Source organism: Thioclava sp. 'Guangxiensis' (assembly GCF_045348365.1).
GTDB classification, from domain to species: domain Bacteria; phylum Pseudomonadota; class Alphaproteobacteria; order Rhodobacterales; family Rhodobacteraceae; genus Thioclava; species Thioclava kandeliae.
Genome location: NZ_CP155822.1, coordinates 21,468 through 38,414 on the forward strand (window position 1 = coordinate 21,468; position 16,947 = coordinate 38,414).

A 16,947-nucleotide genomic window follows, 5' to 3' on the forward strand; every position below is an offset into this window, starting at 1 on the left:
CCTTTTCCTGTTCTGGCCGGTCATACAGAAAGACGGCCCCCTCGACAAGTTGCCGAAGGGGCCGAAAATCCGGTCCTGCGCGTGTTAGTAAAGCCCGCCGGCACTGATCGTGCCGAAATTGGCCCGCTGTTTGGGAATGATGGCGGTTTTGCCCGAGGAGGTCGTCACCGAGGTGCTCCCGCTCTCATCGGTCTGACCGGGCGCAAAGAGCGGCAGGTTCGAGCCCATACCGAAGCCCCCATCGACCACCAGCCCCATGCCTGCTGTCGACTGGCCATCGCGGATATATTCGGCCTGCACATAGTCGCCCGTCGCATCCGCCGAGACCATCTCGCCGGTGAAGCGGTTGAAGTTCTGCCAATGGCCTCCCGGCGGCACGGTGAACTCGGTGCCACCGTATTTCTTCACCGCTTCCTTCATGAACTCGTTGAAGACCGGCACACAGAGCGTGCCGCCGAAGGCATGTGCCCCGAGCGAGCGCGGATTGTCATAGCCGATATAGCACGAGGCCACGATATTGGAGGTGAAACCCGTGAACCACACATCCTTGGAGTCGTTGGTGGTCCCCGTTTTACCCGCCACCGGCACGTTCAGGTTCACGCCACGGCCCGAGCCACGCTGGACCACGCCCTTCATCAGCGAGATCATCTGGTAGGCGGTGATCGGGTCGATGACCTGCTCGGCATTGGATTCGATGCGCGGGCCCTCGCCTTCGGGCAGCGTCTGGGCCGAGCAATCGTCACAGACGCGCTGGTCATGACGGTAGATCGTGCGCCCGAACCGGTCCTGCACACGGTCGACCAGCGTCGGCTCCACCCGCTTGCCGCCATTGGCAAACATCGCATAGGCGGAAATCAGGTTGAACTGCGTGACTTCCTGCGCCCCGAGCGCATTGGCGAGGAACCGTTTCATCGGATGGTAGACACCCAGCTTCTCGGCGAGATCGGCAATGGTATCCATGCCGATCTCCTGCGCGATCCGCACCGTCATCAGGTTACGCGACTGTTCCAGACCGGTGCGCATCGGTGTCGGGCCGAAATAGCGGTTCGAGGCGTTTTTCGGGCGCCACATACCTTGCGGCGTGTTCACCTCGATCGGTGCGTCGACCACCACCGTCTCGGGCGAGAAGCCCGAATCCAGTGCGGCCGCATAGACGATCGGCTTGAAATTGGAGCCCGGCTGGCGCTCGGCCTGCGTCGTGCGGTTGAAGACCGAGGACTGGTAGGAGAAGCCACCCTGCATGGCCAGCACGCGCCCGGTATGCACATCCATAGCCATGAAGGCGCCCTCGACCTGCGGCACCTGCCGCAGGGTCCAGCGGATGAAGCTGCCATCGCTATCGGAGGTCATGGCGCGGACCATCACCACATCGCCCACCTCAAGCAGATCGGAGGCCACGCGCGCCTTGCGCTCGAGCTTGCCATCCTTGTTCAGCTTGCGGGCCCATTGCACGTCCTTGGCAGGGATCCAGTTGCCCTTGCCCTCTTCCTTGATGCCCTCGATACCGATCCGCGCATCCTCGGAGGTCAGCTCGAGCACGACAGCAGGCATCCAGCCCTCAACATCACGCGGCACCTTGTCGCTATGCACATCGGCAAGTGCGGCCCGCCAGTCGGCCTCGGTGCCCAGCTTGTCCTTGGGAATGGTCACGCCCGTGCCGCGCCAGACACCACGGCCACGATCGTATTCCTCCAGCGCGTGCTGCAGTGCGCGCGCCGCCTGTGCCTGCATATCGGGGTCGACGGTGGCACGCACGGTCAGACCGCCCGAGAAGAACTCGTCCTGACCGAAGCTGCGCGACAGCTGGCGGCGGATCTCGTCGGTGAAATAATCGCGCGGCGGCAGCTGGTCACGGAAGGGCGCATAATCGCCGTTCTGCACCGATTTCACCGGCAGTTCGCGCTCGGTCTTATAGGTCTCTTCCGAAATATAGCCGTTCTGCCACATCTCGTGGAGCACATAGTTCCGGCGGTCTTTCAGGCGCTGCATATTGCGCACCGGATTGTAGTTCGAGGGCGCTTTCGGCATCGAGGCCAGAGTGGCGGCCTCATAGGGCTTCAGCTCCGAGAGCGGCTTGTTGAAATAGGTCAGCGAGGCGGCGGCCACACCATAGGAGTTCTGGCCGAGGAAGATCTCGTTGAGATAGAGTTCGAGGATCCGCTTCTTGGGGATCGCCTTTGACACCCGCGCGGCCAGAATGAGTTCCTTGATCTTGCGCTCGACCGAGCGGTCCGAGGAGAGCAGGAAGTTCTTCATCACCTGCTGCGTGATAGTGGAGGCCCCGCGGATATCATGTCCGCCGGTTTTCACCGCCTCGAAGACCGCCAGCGCGATCCCGACCGGATCATAGCCCGCGTGATACCAGAAGTTCTTGTCCTCGGCGGAGACGAACGCATCCTGCACGACTTTCGGGATCTCGTCGATCGGCACGAAGATCCGCCGCTCGGTGGCGAATTCGTCGATCAACCGGCCTTCGCTGTTATAAATCCGCGAGATGGTCTTGGGTTGATACTGCGCCAGCTGCTCGTGGCTTGGCAGATCGCGCGAATACATCCAGAAGACGGCCCCGATGGTCAGCGCAGCAAAGAACAGTGCCGTGACTATCCACGAAAAGATGCTGCCGAAGAAGGACAGGATAAATCGGATCAAGGTTCGCTCCTTACCGGGGGATGCCCGTTTTTCGGGAATTACCCGCAATTGTGCCTGCCTATAGCCGCCACGGCTCGGGGCGTCAAAACAAGTTATACCACATCAAGGCGGGATCGCGCTCACATCTCGCTCATGTGAGCGGCCCGCTGTCAGGGTTTTAGGGCTATTTGCGCAAAAGTCTCGCCTCTGCGGCATCCGATTGCGCCCATGTCTGCACCGCCTGCGTGATCACCTGCGCCATATGTTTGCGCCATGTGTCATCGAGCAGTTTCTTGCGGTCGGCGGTTGCATCGAGGAAGCCCAGCTCGATCAGCACCGAAGGGAAATCAGCCGATTTCAGCACCGAGAAATCCGCCCCCTGCACGGGATTTTTGTAAAGCGAGATGCCGCCCGCCTTCATCGCGCCTGCCAGCACCTGCGTGAAGCGCACTGTCCGCGGGCGGGTCTCGGTGCGCGCCAGATCCATCAGAATCCGCGCCACGTCATCGCCATGTCCGTCCAGATCTACGCCGGCCAGAATATCGGCGCGGTCATGGCGCTCGGCCAGTTTCTGCGAAGCGGAATCCGTAGCCTTATCGGCCAGCATATAGATCGTAGTGCCGCTGGCATGGCCGCTTTGCACCGCATCGGCATGCAGCGAGATGAAGAGATCGGCCTCGGCCTGACGTGCGATGGTCAGGCGCGTCTCCAGCGGCACGAATGTGTTTTCGTTACGCGTCATCACCACATCGATTCCCGCCCGGCTCAGCGCCTCTTTCAGCTCGCGGGCAAAGGTCAACACCACCACGGCTTCCGTCGTGCCATCGGCTTCCGCCCCCGGATCGATGCCGCCATGTCCGGGATCGAGCACCACACGCAGCGCCCGCGTGCCGTCCTGCCGCAGGATCGGCGGCGTGACCGGTGTTGGCTGCGGCAGATCCCAAAGCGCGGAATCCGGATCTCCTTTGGCCGTCTCGAACCGGTCTTTGCTGACCGGGGTCAGGGAAATATCCACATCGGGGCTCTCGCCCGTATGCAGCTGCGCCGAGGCGATTTTCATAGGCCCCGTCAGCTCGGCCACCATCCGCGACCAGCCCGGGCGGAACGGCCCCCAGCGCAGCGCACTGACACCGCCCCTGCCCAGCATTTTCGCCGGATCGTGCCCACCGAAATCGACCTCGCGGAAATCCACGACAAGCCGCGGGGGGCTGTCGAGCAGGAAGGCGCGCCACGCCACGGGCTGGGAGATCCCCAGCCGCAGCCGCGTTTCTTTGGCATCTCCGGTGATACTGCTGCGCGCGGGATCCATCTGCGCCAGCGCCGAGAGCCGGTTATCCTGCGCATGGCCCTGAGCAGCCATAAGCGCAAGGCCGATAAGCACCGCGTAAGCCAGCGCCCAGCGGCCAAGGAGTGCTCGCCCCAAAATCTGCATTCTGCCCGATTCCGTTTTGGTTCTTGTTGATGGCAACGCTAGCCGAAACCGCATCGCAAGTCAGCCAGCCAACCGCGCCGCCATGAAAGCCCTGAGCCGCTCCAGCCCCTCGCGGATCCGTGGTGTGGACTGGGCATAGGAGAAGCGCAGCGTGCTCGCCCCGCGATGGGGATCGAAATCGAGCCCCGGCGTGACCGCCACCCCCGCCTCGCGCAGGATCTCCTCGGCAAAGGCCAGACTGTTATCGGTCAGATGCGCGACATCGGCATAGATATAGAAGGCCCCGTCGGGCGGCGCGATCCGGTCAAACCCGATCTGCGGCAGCACCTCCAGCATAAGGCGGCGGTTCTCGGCATAGGCCGCGCGGTTGGCTTCCAGCTCGTCGATACAGTCCAGTGCCGCAAGCGCCGCGATCTGGCTGGCATGGGGCGGACAGATGAACATGTTCTGCGCTAAGCGCTCGACCGTGCGCACATGGTCCTCGGGCACTACGAGCCAGCCGACCCGCCACCCCGTCATCGAGAAATATTTCGAGAAGGAATTGACCACATAGGCCTGATCGGAGACCTCCAGCGCCGTCACCGCGCGATCCTCGTAATGCAGCCCGTGATAGATCTCGTCGGAGATGAAGGCCAGATCGCGGGCTTGCGCCAGATCCATCAGCGCCTTCAGTTCGGGCTTGCCCAGCATCGTGCCCGAGGGATTGCCCGGCGAGGCGACGATCAGCCCCTGCACATCCTCGGGGATGTCCTGTGGCACCGGCTGATAGCGGTTTTCAGCCGATGCGGGCATCCCCACCGGCTCGACCGACATCGCGCGCAGGATCTGACGGTAGCTCGGATATCCGGGCTCGCCCAGAGCCACACGGTCCCCCGCATCGAAGAGCGCCGAAAACGCCAGCACAAAGGCCCCCGAGGAGCCCGAGGTCACCACCACCCGCGCGGGGTCCAGATCGACGCCATACCAGCGCTGGTAAAGCTCCGCGATCCCGCGGCGCAGCGCAGGAAGACCCAGCGCCACCGTATAGCCCATCGCCTGATCGTCGAGCGCCTTGGCCAGCGCATGGCGCGCCCCTTCGGGGGCGGGGGTCGAGGGCTGGCCCACTTCCATGTGAACGATATCGCGGCCCGCATCCTCGGCCGCGCGAGCGGCCTCCATCACATCCATCACGATGAAAGGATCAACTTGTCCGCGGCTTGAGAAACGCATGGGGGGCCTCCATTTTCGGGCTTCGACCCTGCCGCGATAGGCCACGGGCCGCGCAGCGTCAATGCCGCCGCCCCCGAACCTGCGGCAGGCCCTTGCTCCGCAGCGCCGCATGCGTCACTGTGGGGCCCAACCCTCCGCACCTCATCCCATGTGCCGGAGACAGGATCGACAGAGGACCCGATGAACCGCAAACTTATTCCCGCCTTCGCCCTTTCCGCGCTCATGGCCCAGCCCGCAGGAGCGCTGGATCTGGGCTCGATGACCGACGCCGAGCGCGATGATTTCGGGCGCGCGGTGCGCAGCTATCTGATGGACAATCCCGAAGTGCTGGTCGAGGCCATCAACGAGCTGGAGAAAAAACAGAACGCGCAGGTGGCCGAGGGCGACCAGCAGATGATCGCGGCCAATGAGGACGATCTGCTCAACGATCCCAATTCATGGGTCGGCGGCAATCCCGATGGCGATGTGACGATTGTCGAGTTCATGGATTACCGCTGCGGCTATTGCAAGAAGGCCTATCCGGAGGTCAATTCGCTGCTGAAATCGGATGGCAATATCCGCTTCATCGTGAAGGAATTCCCGATCCTCGGCGATGCCTCGGTAAAAGCCGCGCGCTTTGCGATCGCGACCAAGCAGGTGGCGGGCGATGCGGCCTACGAGAAGGTCCATGACGCGCTGATGCGCCTGCGCGGCGATATCACCGACGAGAGCCTGAGCGCGCTGGCCAAGCAGCTCGACCTCGATGGCGAGGCGATCCAGAAGGCCACCAACTCGTCCGGGGTCGAGGCGGTGATCGAGGCCAATTACAAGCTCGCCCAGCGGATGGGCCTGTCGGGCACACCCTCCTTCGTGATCGGCGACGAGATGCTGCGCGGCTATGCGCCGGAGGAAGCCATGAAACAGATGGTGGACGACCAGCGCGGCTGATCGCGCCCCGCGCCATGCAAAAAGCCGGCCCTGAGGCCGGCTTTTTCAATCACGCGTCATGGATGTCTTACTTGAAGACATAGACGATGGCGCGGGTTTGCGGGTCCACGAGGACCGGTTCCTTGTTCACATTGACATAGGAATACTGGCTATCGGGCACGGGCTTGAGCACGACATTCTCGGGCAGCTTCGCGCCAGTCTTCACCTCACCCGACAGATAGACCGGCTCTACCGGGTTTTTCTCGACATAGGTCACGGTGGCCGGTTCGGGCTTGGCCGCATCGCCAATCAGTGCCCCGCCGATGATTGCGCCCACAATGGCACCTGCCGGACCGCCCATCGCCGTGCCCGCCGCGATCGCACCGCCCGCTGCGGCGCCGGCGCCTGCCCCTGCCAGCGCACCTGCGGCCTGACCATCCTCGGCATCTGGGTCAGGCGCCGTGATCGTGGTCACTTCGACATTTTTCGGGCGGTCGGCAAGATAGACGACGTTGTTGCCCTGATTGATCGCGATGTTCGATGCGGGGGTCCAGCCGGTCTGGCCTTCATAGGTCACCTGGCACCAGCTGCCGGTCGCGATGCAACCATCGACCTCGATATTGGCCGCCTGCGGCGCGCTCATGCTCACCGAGTAATCCGCCCCCGGGCCTGCGCGCAGCGAACCGTCGGTGCCCAGCATGGCCGGAAAGGCCGATGCGGTGGTGGCGATGCCGGCGGTGGTCAGTGTGGCAATCGCAGCGACGGTCATTTTGGTCTTATTGAGCATCTTCGTATCTCCTCGTCTATTCACGGGCGGCGCTGTTGGCCGCATTTGGACAGACAACTCGGAATGGCCGAAAAGCGTTCCGCCATCCCGATCACAAGATTCTCAGTCTGCTGGCGGGAACCCGCCGAAGGCTCAGCCGCCGAAGCTGCGCGTCGTGGCGCTCGACCCGAAGCCCCCGCGCGAGACAGCGGTGGCTTTGGTCATCGGCGCCTTACCGATGGTCGAGGCCGGTTTCTTGAACAGGCCCTGATTGAGCTTGGCCTTGCCGTTATTGGTCGAGAAGGTCGCCGAGCGGTCGGCATTGGTATAGCCGCCCTGTCCGTTGCGATAGAGAGGCTGCGCCGAGCCGCGTCCGCCCAGCATATTGCCGATCAGATAGCCCGCCAGAAGCGGCATGAAGATCGAGCCCATACCGCCGCTGCTCTGCTGACCGGTGGCCTGTTCCTCGGAGCCGCAATTGCCCGCGCCATGCTCTTCCTCGCAGACCTGCAGGCTGTCATAGCGTGGCGCGGATTCCACATTCAGTTCTTGCGCCTGCGCGAAGGCGGTGCGGCACTGCTCGGCGGTGAACTCGCCCCCCGCGCCCGCGGCCTGCTCGCAAGAGGCCAGATCGGGGAAGGCCTGCGCATCGACCTGACTGTCATCCTTGCACCCCGCCAGTGCAAAGGCAGCGGCCCCCATGATGGTCAGCGTGACATATCTCGAACGTTTGGGACGGAAATGTTTTGTCATCTTTGTGATCCTTCGTCGAACTGGGGCTGCGGTCAGCCGCGGATGAAATGCGGCTTGAACCGCGACAGGTCTTGGGTGATGCGCGAACGGTCCTCGCGGATGCCGATCCCCACACAGGTCTCGCCCACGATCCACGCGCCAATGATCGGACGGAACCCGTCAAATTCCGGCAGCGGCTGATAGGCCTGCACGATGCGCGGATGCTGGGCATAGCCGTCCTGCGTGGCCTTCTCGACTTTAGCCCCTTCGATGATCGAGACCGACGCCCCCTCGCGCGAGAAGATCGGCTTGGTCACATAACCTTTCAGGAGCTGGTTATGGGCGCGCGCGAAGCTCTCGCCGATCTCGGGTGCGGGGCGGCCATTGCCCGCCAGCGCGCCCGCCACATCCTCTTCGAAATAGGCCGGAAGCAGGTTCGGATGGCCCTCGAAGAAATACCACAGCATCGGCAGGATCGCTTTGTTGGACAACAGCGCCTTCCATGCGGGCTCGAGATATTGCACCCCCGCGCCTGCCAGATATTGCGCGTAATCGTCGCGCAGGAGATCCTCCCACGGATAGAGCTTGAAGAGCGTGCCGATCACACGGTCCTCGTCATCGAGGAACTGCTTCTCCTCGCTGAGCCCGATTTTCTCGAGGTCGAAATAATGCGCGCCAAGCCCCGCCTCACGGGCCGCCCATCCCAGCGCCTCGACGGTGGCATAATCCTCGGGATTGCCGCCCATCGCGGTGAAATGCAGATCCGTATTGGGCTGGAAGAGCTGGCGGAACCGCTCGACAATCGCCTCATGGATGCCGTTGAACTGGTCGCAACCGTCCTCCAGCACGCCCGCCTGCATCTGTTCCTCGAGCCATTGCCACTGGAAGGCCGCGCTCTCGTAAAGCGAGGTCGGCGTGTCGGCATTATATTCCAGCATCTTCGCCGGCCCCTTGCCGTCATAGGCCAGATCGAAGCGGCCATAGAGCTCGGGCTGGTTGTCGCGCCAGCTGTTGCGCACCAGATCCCAATGCGCCTCAGGCAGGCCCATCACCCCGATCAGCTCCTCGGAGTCTACGATCCGGTCCACCGCCTCGCGGCACATCGCATGCAGCTCGGTCGAAGGGTCCTCGATCCGGTCCTCGATCTCGCGGAGCGTGAATTCATAGGCCGAGGTCTCGTCCCAATAGGGCTCGCCATGCATATCGGCAAAGGTGAACCCCACCTCCTGCGCCATCTCGCGCCAGCCTTCGCGTTCGGGCAGATCGATCTTTTGCATGACATCCTCCTGAGGTCTTTCCCGCGATGCCTAGACGTTTTCGCCCCGCCGATCCAGCCTTCTCCGCCCCCAGAGGCGAAAACAACCCGTAGCTTAACCCTTGGGCAAAGATTTCGCCTTATGTCTTTGGCCATTGCAGGAGATGGCCTTGATGTTTTTGCGCAGCCTTACCGTTTTCCTATCGATGATTGTGATCAGCCTTGGTGCCGCCCGCGCGGAGGGGGTGGCCGAGCACGCTGTGACCGGCGTCTTCGCGCCCAATACCGATATCCGGTCCACAGCCTTGATGATTGCAGGTGGGGCCGCCGACCAGAACGCCGCCGAGCTGACCGCTTTGGCGCGGACACTTGCGGATATGAATACCCTCGTCATCCTGATCGAGGCCGACTGGCTTCTGGATCTGGGCGGGGGATGCAGCGGGGCGGTGCCGTCCCTGCTTTCCATTTCGGAGGAGATCGGAAAGCGCCGTGGCGCCGCCCCGAGGGCACCTGTTCTGGTGGGGATCGGGGCAGGGACCGCCGTGGCGCGGGCCGCAGCCGCGCAGGCACCCAACCGATTCAAGGGGCTGGTGACCGCGGGGCTTGCGCGCGATCTGCCCGATCCGTGCAGGACGCCGCTTCCCGAAACCGGCCGCAAGACTGTGCTGCGCTGGCATGAGGTCGCCTCCGAAGAGACGTCCGCTCTGGCGGGCGTCAGGGGCGTGCGCTTCTATCCGCCCGAGGACCGAAGCCCCGAGGCGACGCGCGCCGCGCAGGTGAAGGCCTATCTGGCGCTTGCCGGCACCGATCATGCCTTTGACACCGATACCGGCGCGGAGGGCCTTGATGATCTGCCCATCACCCTGCATCTGCCCGAAGCCGACGCGCCGCCACCGCCGGCCTATGTGATCTTCCTGTCGGGAGATGGCGGCTGGGCCAATTTTGACGAGGAAATCGCCGACAGGCTGGCCAAGGCGGGCCTGCCGGTGATCGGGATCTCTTCCATGCGCTATCTCTGGCAGGAGCGCAAACCAGCCAAGATCGCGCAGGACATGGCGCGGATCGACCGGAGTTTTGCCGCCCGTTTCGGGACCGATCGGGTCATTCTTGCGGGGTTCTCGCTTGGGGCCAATGTGACGCCGTTTTATGCGCCCTTGCTGCCAGAGACGATGGCCGAGCGCGTCTTGGGTCTCGCGCTCCTATCGCCCGAGACCCATACCGGTTTCGAGGTGGTGATGGGCGGCTGGCTCGGCCAGAAGACCGGATCGCAGGATGTGGTCGCGGCACTGGACGCGCTCCCCAAGGCCATGACCACCCTATGCCTTTTCGGCGAGGATGATAAACATAGCGCATGCCCCGCCACCCGCCATGCTCTTCCGATGGCCTTTGACGGCGGCCACCATCTGGGAAAATTCTATGATGAGGCTGCGGGCGCCATCCTCGACCTTCTTCCCTAAGGGCAGCTTGTTCTCCCCCTCAAAGCCATTAGCTTATGCCCTATGTTTTTTGGCTCAGGAGGTTTGAAAATGGCAGCACCGCTCATTCAGCTCAACGATGGCAACAAGATCCCGCAGTTGGGTCTCGGGGTCTGGCAGATGCCCGAAGAGGACGCCCCCGCCCTGATCAAGGCCGCCACCGATGCGGGATACCGCCATTTCGACACCGCCGCGCGTTACGAGAACGAGGCCGGTATCGGGCGCGGTATCCGCGACTGCGGCATTCCGCGCGAGGACCTGTGGATCACCACCAAGGTCTGGAACGACCATCAGGGTTATGACCGCACGTTGACCGCCTTTGACGAAAGCATGAAAAAGCTCGGCCTCGAGGTGCTCGATCTCTATCTGATCCATTGGGCGATGCCCGCGCGCGACACCTATATCGACACATGGAAGGCGCTGATCGAGCTGCAAACGCAGGGCCGTGTGCGCTCGATCGGTGTGTCGAACTTCACGCCCGACACCCTGACGCGGCTGATCGATGCCACAGGTGTGGTGCCTGTGCTCAATCAGATCGAGCTGCATCCCGCCTTCCAGCAGCGCGAGATGCGCGCCCTTCATGACAGGCTCGGGATCAAGACCGAATGCTGGTCACCGCTTGGTCAGTCGCAGGTGCTCTCGCGCCCGGAGCTGGCCGAAATCGGCGAGAAACATGGCAAATCACCGGCGCAGATCGCGCTGCGCTGGCATGTGCAGAACGATCTGATCGTGATTCCGAAATCGGCCAATCCGGAGCGGATCGCCGCAAATATCGACGTGTTCGATTTCACGCTCGATGCCGAGGATATGGCAAAGATCGCCACGCTCGACCGCGCGGATGGCCGGATCGGGCCAGACCCTGCTACCGCCGATTTTACCTGAGATCGCGGCATGGGCGTCAATGCGCGCCCATGCCCCTCTTGATGCGGCGGATCATCAGCCAGACCGCCAGCACGACCAGAGGTGTCAGCCCCGCGATCATCATCTCCTTGCTGACACCCAGCTCTCTGGCCAGCGGATAGACAAGATACCCGCACAGGCTGACCGCGTAATAACTGATCGCCACCACCGACAACCCCTCGACGGTATGCTGCAGGCGCAACTGCAGGTCCGAGCGGCGGTCCATATTCTCCAGCACCTTCTGGTTCTGCGCCGAGCGGTCCACATCGACCCGCGTGCGCAGCAGTTCTGCCGCACGGCTGGCCCGTTCGAGCATGGCATTCAGCCGCCCTTCCGCCGCAAAAACGGTACGGATCGCCGGATCATAGCGGCGCAGGATGAACTCCCCCAGCTTCTGGCGCCCCTCGAAACGGGTCTCGCGCAGGATCTCCACCCGCTCGCGCACCAGCGCCGCATAGGCGCGTGTTGCCCCGAACCGGAACGAGAGCCGCATCGCCAGCGTCTCCAGTTCATAGGAGATATCCAGAAGCTCGTTGAGAACCAGCTCGGGGGCTGTATCTGCATCGCGCATCGAGGCGATCAGCGCGGATAGCGCGGGATCGAGCGAGTTGAGCCGTCCCGTCAGATCGCGCGCCCGCGACAGGCCCAGCATCGACATGGCGCGGTAGGCTTCCAGATCGCAGATCCGCTGAACCACACGCCCGACCCGACCGGGTCCTGTGCCGGGGCGCACGAAAAGCGCAAAGCGCATCTGCCCCGCCGGATCGATCCGGAAATCGCCCGCCAGAATGATGTCCTCATCCACCACCCATGTGCAGACGAGATTTTCGGGCACGAACCAGTCATCGACGAGCCGCGTCACTTGGGCGGGATCCTCCGGCATATCCTCGATCCGGATATGTACCGCCACCAACCGCTTTCCGGGTGCCGCCCGCAGCCAGTCATCGGGAAAGACCGCCGTTTCCGCCGGATCGAAGGGCCGCGATGACACGCCATCGCATTGCGCCAGATAGCTCACGAATTCGGTGTGGCTCTCCCATGAGAGCTGGTAGCGCCCGATCCCGTCGGCATGATGGGTGGCCCCCAAGGGTGGCTGCGGCGCGCCATGACGCCCCAGAAGATCACACAGATGGGCAAAATCGGCCTCGCGCGGGCGCGCGGCAGCCTCCACCGGCTCCTTTACCGCCAGATAGACCACATGCGAGGGCACGGAGATCTTGGGGAACGGGCGCGCATGGAGCTCGGCCACCATCGGGTAGCGCTGCGGGTGATCTTCTTCCGGCGGCATCGGCATAGCGGTATTTCCTCGTTACGACCGGAAAATCCTGCCTCATCAGCGACCAGCTGTAAATAAATTTATCCTGTATGATCAGATATTTGCAGGCATACTTTCGCATACTGGCAAAACTGCATCGGCCAAAGCACAAGGCCCCGGAATGTCTCCCGGGGCCCTGGCTTTATTGCGGTTGGCAGCCTGTGTCAGTTCGACGGCAGGCGGGCCCTTTATGCTTTCATCAGATGGAGGAGTTCATCCACTGATTTACGGGCGTCGCCGTAGAACATGCGGGTGTTGTCCTTGTAGAAGAGCGGGTTCTCGATGCCCGAGTAACCGGTGCCCTGACCACGTTTGGACACGAATACCTGCTTGGCTTCCCAGACCTTGAGGACCGGCATGCCCGCGATGGGGGAGTTCGGGTCTTCCTGGGCGGCCGGGTTCACGATGTCATTCGAGCCGATGACGATGACCACATCCGTCGAGGGGAAGTCGTCATTGATCTCGTCCATCTCCAGCACGATGTCATAGGGCACCTTCGCCTCTGCCAGAAGCACGTTCATATGACCCGGCAGACGGCCTGCCACGGGGTGGATCGCGAAGCGCACGTTCTTGCCGCGCGAGCGCAGCAGGTTCGTGAGTTCGGAGACCGCGTTCTGCGCCTGCGCCACAGCCATACCATAGCCCGGCACGATGATGATGCTATCGGCATCATGCAGCGCATCGGCCACACCGCCCGCATCGATGGCGATCTGCTCGCCCTCGACTTCCATCGCGGGCCCCGTGGTCGTGCCGAAGCCGCCAAGGATGACCGACACGAAGGAGCGGTTCATCGCCTTGCACATGATGTAGCTCAGGATGGCACCCGAGGAGCCCACCAGCGCGCCGGTGACGATCAGCAGATCATTACCAAGCGAGAAGCCGATGGCCGAAGCCGCCCAGCCCGAATAGCTGTTGAGCATCGACACCACCACCGGCATATCGGCGCCGCCGATGCCCATGATCAGGTGATAACCGATGAAGAACGCGAGAAGCGCCATCACGATCAGCGTCCATGCGCCGCCGCCACCCATGTAGCACAGCAGGAGCGCCAGCGACAGGATCGCCGCACCCGCGTTCAGGAAGTGGCCGCCCGGCAGCTTCTGTGCCTTGCCGTTGATCTTGCCCGCGAGCTTGCCGAAAGCGATGATCGAGCCGGTGAAGGTGACCGCGCCGATGAACACGCCAAGGAAGGTCTCGACCTTGAGGATATTTACCTCGGCCATCGACTTATGCGCGACGATCGCGGCAAAACCCGAAAGCTGGTCATAGGCCGCAGGCATCACGCCGGTCTGCGCATGTTCCAGAATGATCGGCATGACCGAGGCCAGCACGATATGGGTATTGAGGCCGATGAACACGGCCGCCAGACCCACGAAGCTGTGGAGTGCTGCCACCAGCTGCGGCATGGCGGTCATTTCCACCTTGCGCGCCAGTTGCGCACCGATGACCCCGCCGATGACCAGCATCACGAGCACCACGACGAGCCAGCCGAAGCCGAGCCCCGAGCCGAAGACAGTGGCGATCACCGCGAGCGCCATGCCCGAGATGCCATACCATACGGCGCGCTTGGCGCTTTCCTGGCCCGAAAGGCCGCCCAGGCAGAGGATGAACAGGATGGCCGCCGCGATATAGGCGGCCGAGATCAGAGCGATATCCATAGATCCCACCCCCTTACGACTTCTGGAACATGGCAAGCATCCGGCGCGTAACCAGGAAGCCGCCGACGATGTTGATCGTGGCAATCAGGATCGAAAGCGCCGAGAGGATCACCACGAGCCAGCCGCCCGAGACCTGTCCACCTGCCCCGATCTGCAACAGCGCGCCGAGGATGATGATCCCCGAGACCGCGTTGGTGACCGCCATGAGCGGCGTGTGCAGGCTATGCGAGACATTCCAGATCACCTGGAAGCCCACGAAGCACGACAGCACAAAGACCACGAAATGCGCCATGAAGCTTGCCGGTGCGACAGCCCCAACGAGAAGCAGCAGAACAGTGCCCGCCACCAGCAGCGTGACCTGGGAGATCGTCTGCTTGCGGAAGGCCGCCTTTTCCTGCGCCTTGTATTCCTCGGGGGTCAGCTCCTTGGCTTTCTCCTTCGGCTTTTGCGCGGCAATCGCCTTGATCTTGGGCGGCGGCGGCGGGAAGGTGATCTCGCCCTGATGCACGACCGTCGCGCCACGGATCACGTCATCGTCCATATTGTGGTTGATGACACCGTCTTTTTCCGGCGTGAGATCGGCCAGCATATGGCGGATATTGGTCGAATAGAGCGTCGAGGATTGCGTCGCCATCCGCGAGGGCAGATCGGTATAACCCAGAATGGTCACGCCATTCTCAGTCACGATGCGCTCGTCCTTGACGGTCAGCTCGCAGTTGCCGCCGCGCTCGGCGGCCAGATCCACAATCACCGAGCCACGCTTCATCATCTCGACCATATCCTTGGTCCAGAGCACCGGCGCATCGCGGCCGGGGATGAGAGCGGTGGTGATGACGATATCGACTTCCGGCGCCAGCTCGCGGAATTTCTTCAGCTGTGCTTCGCGGAATTCGGGGGAAGACGGGGCCGCATAGCCGCCCGTTGCCGCGCCATCCGTCTGGGCTTCCTCGAAATCCAGATAGACGAAGGAGGCACCCATCGACTCGATCTGTTCGGCCACTTCGGGACGCACATCGAAGGCCATTGTGATCGCACCGAGCGAGGTCGAGGCACCGATGGCGGCCAGACCTGCCACACCCGCGCCGACGATCAGCACCTTGGCCGGCGGCACCTTACCCGCCGCCGTCACCTGACCGGTGAAGAAACGGCCGAAGTTGTTGCCCGCCTCGATCACCGCGCGGTAGCCCGCGATATTGGCCATCGACGACAGCGCATCCATCTTCTGCGCGCGCGAGATCCGCGGCACCATATCCATCGCGATCACATTCGCGCCGGTGGCCTTGGCGGCCTCCAGCATCTCGGGCGATTGCGCGGGATAGAAGAACGAAATCAGCGTCTGGCCAGCCTTCAGGCGGCTCAGTTCGGCCTCCTCCGGCGGGCGCACCTTGACGACGAAATCGACGGCGTCAAACAGCGCCTCGGCACCGTCGATAACGGTCACACCAGCAGCCTCATAGGCCGCATCGATGAAGCCTGCCTTGAGGCCGGCCCCCGATTGCACAAAACATTCATGCCCCAGCTTTTGAAGCTGAAGCGCCGAATCCGGCGTCATCGCAACACGCGACTCCCCCGAATAAATCTCCTCTGGAGCACCGATCTTCAAGTTGATCCCCCCTTTTGACGCGGTGTCAGGTAACAAGTGACCTGCCCAAACAGACAGGTCTTGCCAAATGCTTAGACTGCGCAAGATTGTTTCACAAGCGCCGCCATCGCCGAAATCCTTGGAAAGACAGCGTGATTATGAGTGAATACTAACGTATACCGAAGCATACAACGGTATGCGTTAGTTTTTCTATTCGATTTCAACCTGTTATCAGGCGCTTTTTCCAGGTCATGAAATTAAAATATGGAATAATAACTGTCCTATTTTTTTTCGATTGCGACAGTGTGACGCGAGCTGTTTGCGGAAACACTCGAATATAAGACAGCTTTGCTGCCATATTTTTAATAAGGTCCTGAATTAAAACCAAGTTGAGAGCAAAAGATATGCCGGCCCGTAACGAAACGGACCGGCACATAATGCCCCCGAGGGCATAGCCGTGATCAGAGGGAATAGACCGTAAGGGTCGGCAGGTCGGTCAGCGAGACATCCAGCATCCGCAGCGCCGAGAGGGAGAGCTGGCTCTCACCCGCCGGTGCGGGCATGAGCGTCACCTGCGCCGATTTACCGTTGGACAGGACGACCCGCCCTTTGGTTTCGGCTTTCACCAGCGAGGTTTTCAGCCAGAACCCACCCTGTGTCGGATCGCCGAGGCTGGCAACCGTTGTGCCGAGCTTGGTGCCACCGCTCGACTGCGCCATGGCTGCCGCACGCTCGTCAGCCGTGGCGGTGTCGAGCGCTTGCGCGGTCTGGGCGGCACCCTGCGGGATCGGGCTCTTGGTCAGGCCGGTGGAGGGGGCTGGACCGGGCTGGACCGCCGAAGGGCCTCCAAGATGCGAACATGCCGAAAGACCCAGCGCGGCCAGCGCCACGACAAGGCCACCCCGCACTCCGCCCCGCATCCCGCTCCGTGCCACTCTACCGGTCCCTTGCGCAACGTTCATTCGCCCGTCCTCTCTGTCTTGCAAATCGTGATCGACTTCGATCTCCGCTTCAAGCTAGCGCAGCCCCCATGCCGGGGCAAATCGCATTCTGTAATTCCTATTGCGCGCTTGCCGAAACCTGCCGTCG

General features: G+C 62.5%; 13 protein-coding genes. 3 read left to right on the top strand and 10 right to left on the bottom strand.

What is annotated here, in order from left to right; genetic code table 11:
• Window positions 1-84: 84 nt before the first annotated feature.
• The 3 genes from ABEB22_RS00105 to ABEB22_RS00115 form a co-directional block, all read right to left on the bottom strand.
• Complete coding sequence (locus tag ABEB22_RS00105; protein ID WP_406870569.1) at window positions 85-2,649, bottom strand: penicillin-binding protein 1A; 2,565 nt, start codon at window positions 2,647-2,649, stop codon at window positions 85-87.
• Between the two features lie 163 nt (window positions 2,650-2,812).
• On the bottom strand, window positions 2,813-4,051 hold the full coding sequence (locus ABEB22_RS00110) for an N-acetylmuramoyl-L-alanine amidase (protein WP_339112333.1): 1,239 nt from the start codon (window positions 4,049-4,051) through the stop codon (window positions 2,813-2,815).
• Window positions 4,052-4,120: 69 nt separating this feature from the next.
• Window positions 4,121-5,269, bottom strand: coding sequence for a pyridoxal phosphate-dependent aminotransferase (locus ABEB22_RS00115; RefSeq protein ID WP_406870570.1), 1,149 nt, complete (start codon window positions 5,267-5,269; stop codon window positions 4,121-4,123).
• 180 nt (window positions 5,270-5,449) lie between these two features.
• On the opposite strand from ABEB22_RS00115, the gene ABEB22_RS00120 reads away from it, so the two are divergent.
• Entirely contained in the window at window positions 5,450-6,196 is a 747-nt protein-coding gene (locus ABEB22_RS00120) for a DsbA family protein (RefSeq protein WP_339112331.1), read from the top strand.
• A gap of 67 nt (window positions 6,197-6,263) precedes the next feature.
• On the opposite strand, the gene ABEB22_RS00125 is transcribed toward ABEB22_RS00120, so the two are convergent.
• From ABEB22_RS00125 to ABEB22_RS00135, 3 genes are all read right to left on the bottom strand, one after another.
• Window positions 6,264-6,962, bottom strand: a complete 699-nt coding sequence (locus tag ABEB22_RS00125; RefSeq protein WP_339112330.1) for a DUF1236 domain-containing protein — start codon at window positions 6,960-6,962, stop codon at window positions 6,264-6,266.
• A 132-nt stretch (window positions 6,963-7,094) separates the two neighbouring features.
• Window positions 7,095-7,694, bottom strand: coding sequence for a DUF1190 domain-containing protein (locus tag ABEB22_RS00130; RefSeq protein WP_339112329.1), 600 nt, complete (start codon window positions 7,692-7,694; stop codon window positions 7,095-7,097).
• 32 nt (window positions 7,695-7,726) lie between these two features.
• Window positions 7,727-8,950 (bottom strand): glutathionylspermidine synthase family protein, encoded by a 1,224-nt coding sequence (locus ABEB22_RS00135; protein ID WP_350934260.1) that lies wholly within the window; start codon window positions 8,948-8,950, stop codon window positions 7,727-7,729.
• A gap of 151 nt (window positions 8,951-9,101) precedes the next feature.
• On the opposite strand from ABEB22_RS00135, the gene ABEB22_RS00140 reads away from it, so the two are divergent.
• Both ABEB22_RS00140 and ABEB22_RS00145 read left to right on the top strand, forming a co-directional pair.
• Entirely contained in the window at window positions 9,102-10,385 is a 1,284-nt protein-coding gene (locus ABEB22_RS00140) for an AcvB/VirJ family lysyl-phosphatidylglycerol hydrolase (protein WP_406870571.1), read from the top strand.
• 69 nt (window positions 10,386-10,454) lie between these two features.
• Window positions 10,455-11,285: an aldo/keto reductase gene (locus ABEB22_RS00145; protein WP_406870572.1), complete on the top strand. Its 831-nt coding sequence runs from the start codon at window positions 10,455-10,457 to the stop codon at window positions 11,283-11,285.
• A gap of 16 nt (window positions 11,286-11,301) precedes the next feature.
• Here the strand turns inward: ABEB22_RS00145 and ABEB22_RS00150 are convergent, their stop codons facing one another.
• The 4 genes from ABEB22_RS00150 to ABEB22_RS00165 form a co-directional block, all read right to left on the bottom strand.
• Entirely contained in the window at window positions 11,302-12,591 is a 1,290-nt protein-coding gene (locus tag ABEB22_RS00150; protein ID WP_406871156.1) for a DUF3422 family protein, read from the bottom strand.
• A 215-nt stretch (window positions 12,592-12,806) separates the two neighbouring features.
• Entirely contained in the window at window positions 12,807-14,276 is a 1,470-nt protein-coding gene (locus ABEB22_RS00155) for an NAD(P)(+) transhydrogenase (Re/Si-specific) subunit beta (protein ID WP_406870573.1), read from the bottom strand.
• Between the two features lie 13 nt (window positions 14,277-14,289).
• On the bottom strand, window positions 14,290-15,879 hold the full coding sequence (locus ABEB22_RS00160; RefSeq protein WP_339112324.1) for a Re/Si-specific NAD(P)(+) transhydrogenase subunit alpha: 1,590 nt from the start codon (window positions 15,877-15,879) through the stop codon (window positions 14,290-14,292).
• 440 nt (window positions 15,880-16,319) lie between these two features.
• Window positions 16,320-16,820 carry a hypothetical protein gene (locus ABEB22_RS00165; RefSeq protein ID WP_406870574.1) on the bottom strand — a complete coding sequence of 167 codons (501 nt, stop codon included), beginning with the start codon at window positions 16,818-16,820 and terminating at the stop codon, window positions 16,320-16,322.
• Window positions 16,821-16,947: the final 127 nt, after the last annotated feature.

Excerpts from the sequence above, each read along its gene's own strand:
- ABEB22_RS00115 (WP_406870570.1), bottom strand. The coding sequence starts at position 5,269 with ATGCGTTTCTCAAGCCGCGGACAAGTTGATCCTTTCATCGTGATGGAT.
- ABEB22_RS00120 (WP_339112331.1), top strand. The coding sequence starts at position 5,450 with ATGAACCGCAAACTTATTCCCGCCTTCGCCCTTTCCGCGCTCATGGCC.
- ABEB22_RS00125 (WP_339112330.1), bottom strand. The coding sequence starts at position 6,962 with ATGCTCAATAAGACCAAAATGACCGTCGCTGCGATTGCCACACTGACC.
- ABEB22_RS00130 (WP_339112329.1), bottom strand. The coding sequence starts at position 7,694 with ATGACAAAACATTTCCGTCCCAAACGTTCGAGATATGTCACGCTGACC.
- ABEB22_RS00135 (WP_350934260.1), bottom strand. The coding sequence starts at position 8,950 with ATGCAAAAGATCGATCTGCCCGAACGCGAAGGCTGGCGCGAGATGGCG.
- ABEB22_RS00140 (WP_406870571.1), top strand. The coding sequence starts at position 9,102 with ATGTTTTTGCGCAGCCTTACCGTTTTCCTATCGATGATTGTGATCAGC.
- ABEB22_RS00145 (WP_406870572.1), top strand. The coding sequence starts at position 10,455 with ATGGCAGCACCGCTCATTCAGCTCAACGATGGCAACAAGATCCCGCAG.
- ABEB22_RS00150 (WP_406871156.1), bottom strand. The coding sequence starts at position 12,591 with ATGCCGCCGGAAGAAGATCACCCGCAGCGCTACCCGATGGTGGCCGAG.
- ABEB22_RS00155 (WP_406870573.1), bottom strand. The coding sequence starts at position 14,276 with ATGGATATCGCTCTGATCTCGGCCGCCTATATCGCGGCGGCCATCCTG.
- ABEB22_RS00165 (WP_406870574.1), bottom strand. The coding sequence starts at position 16,820 with ATGAACGTTGCGCAAGGGACCGGTAGAGTGGCACGGAGCGGGATGCGG.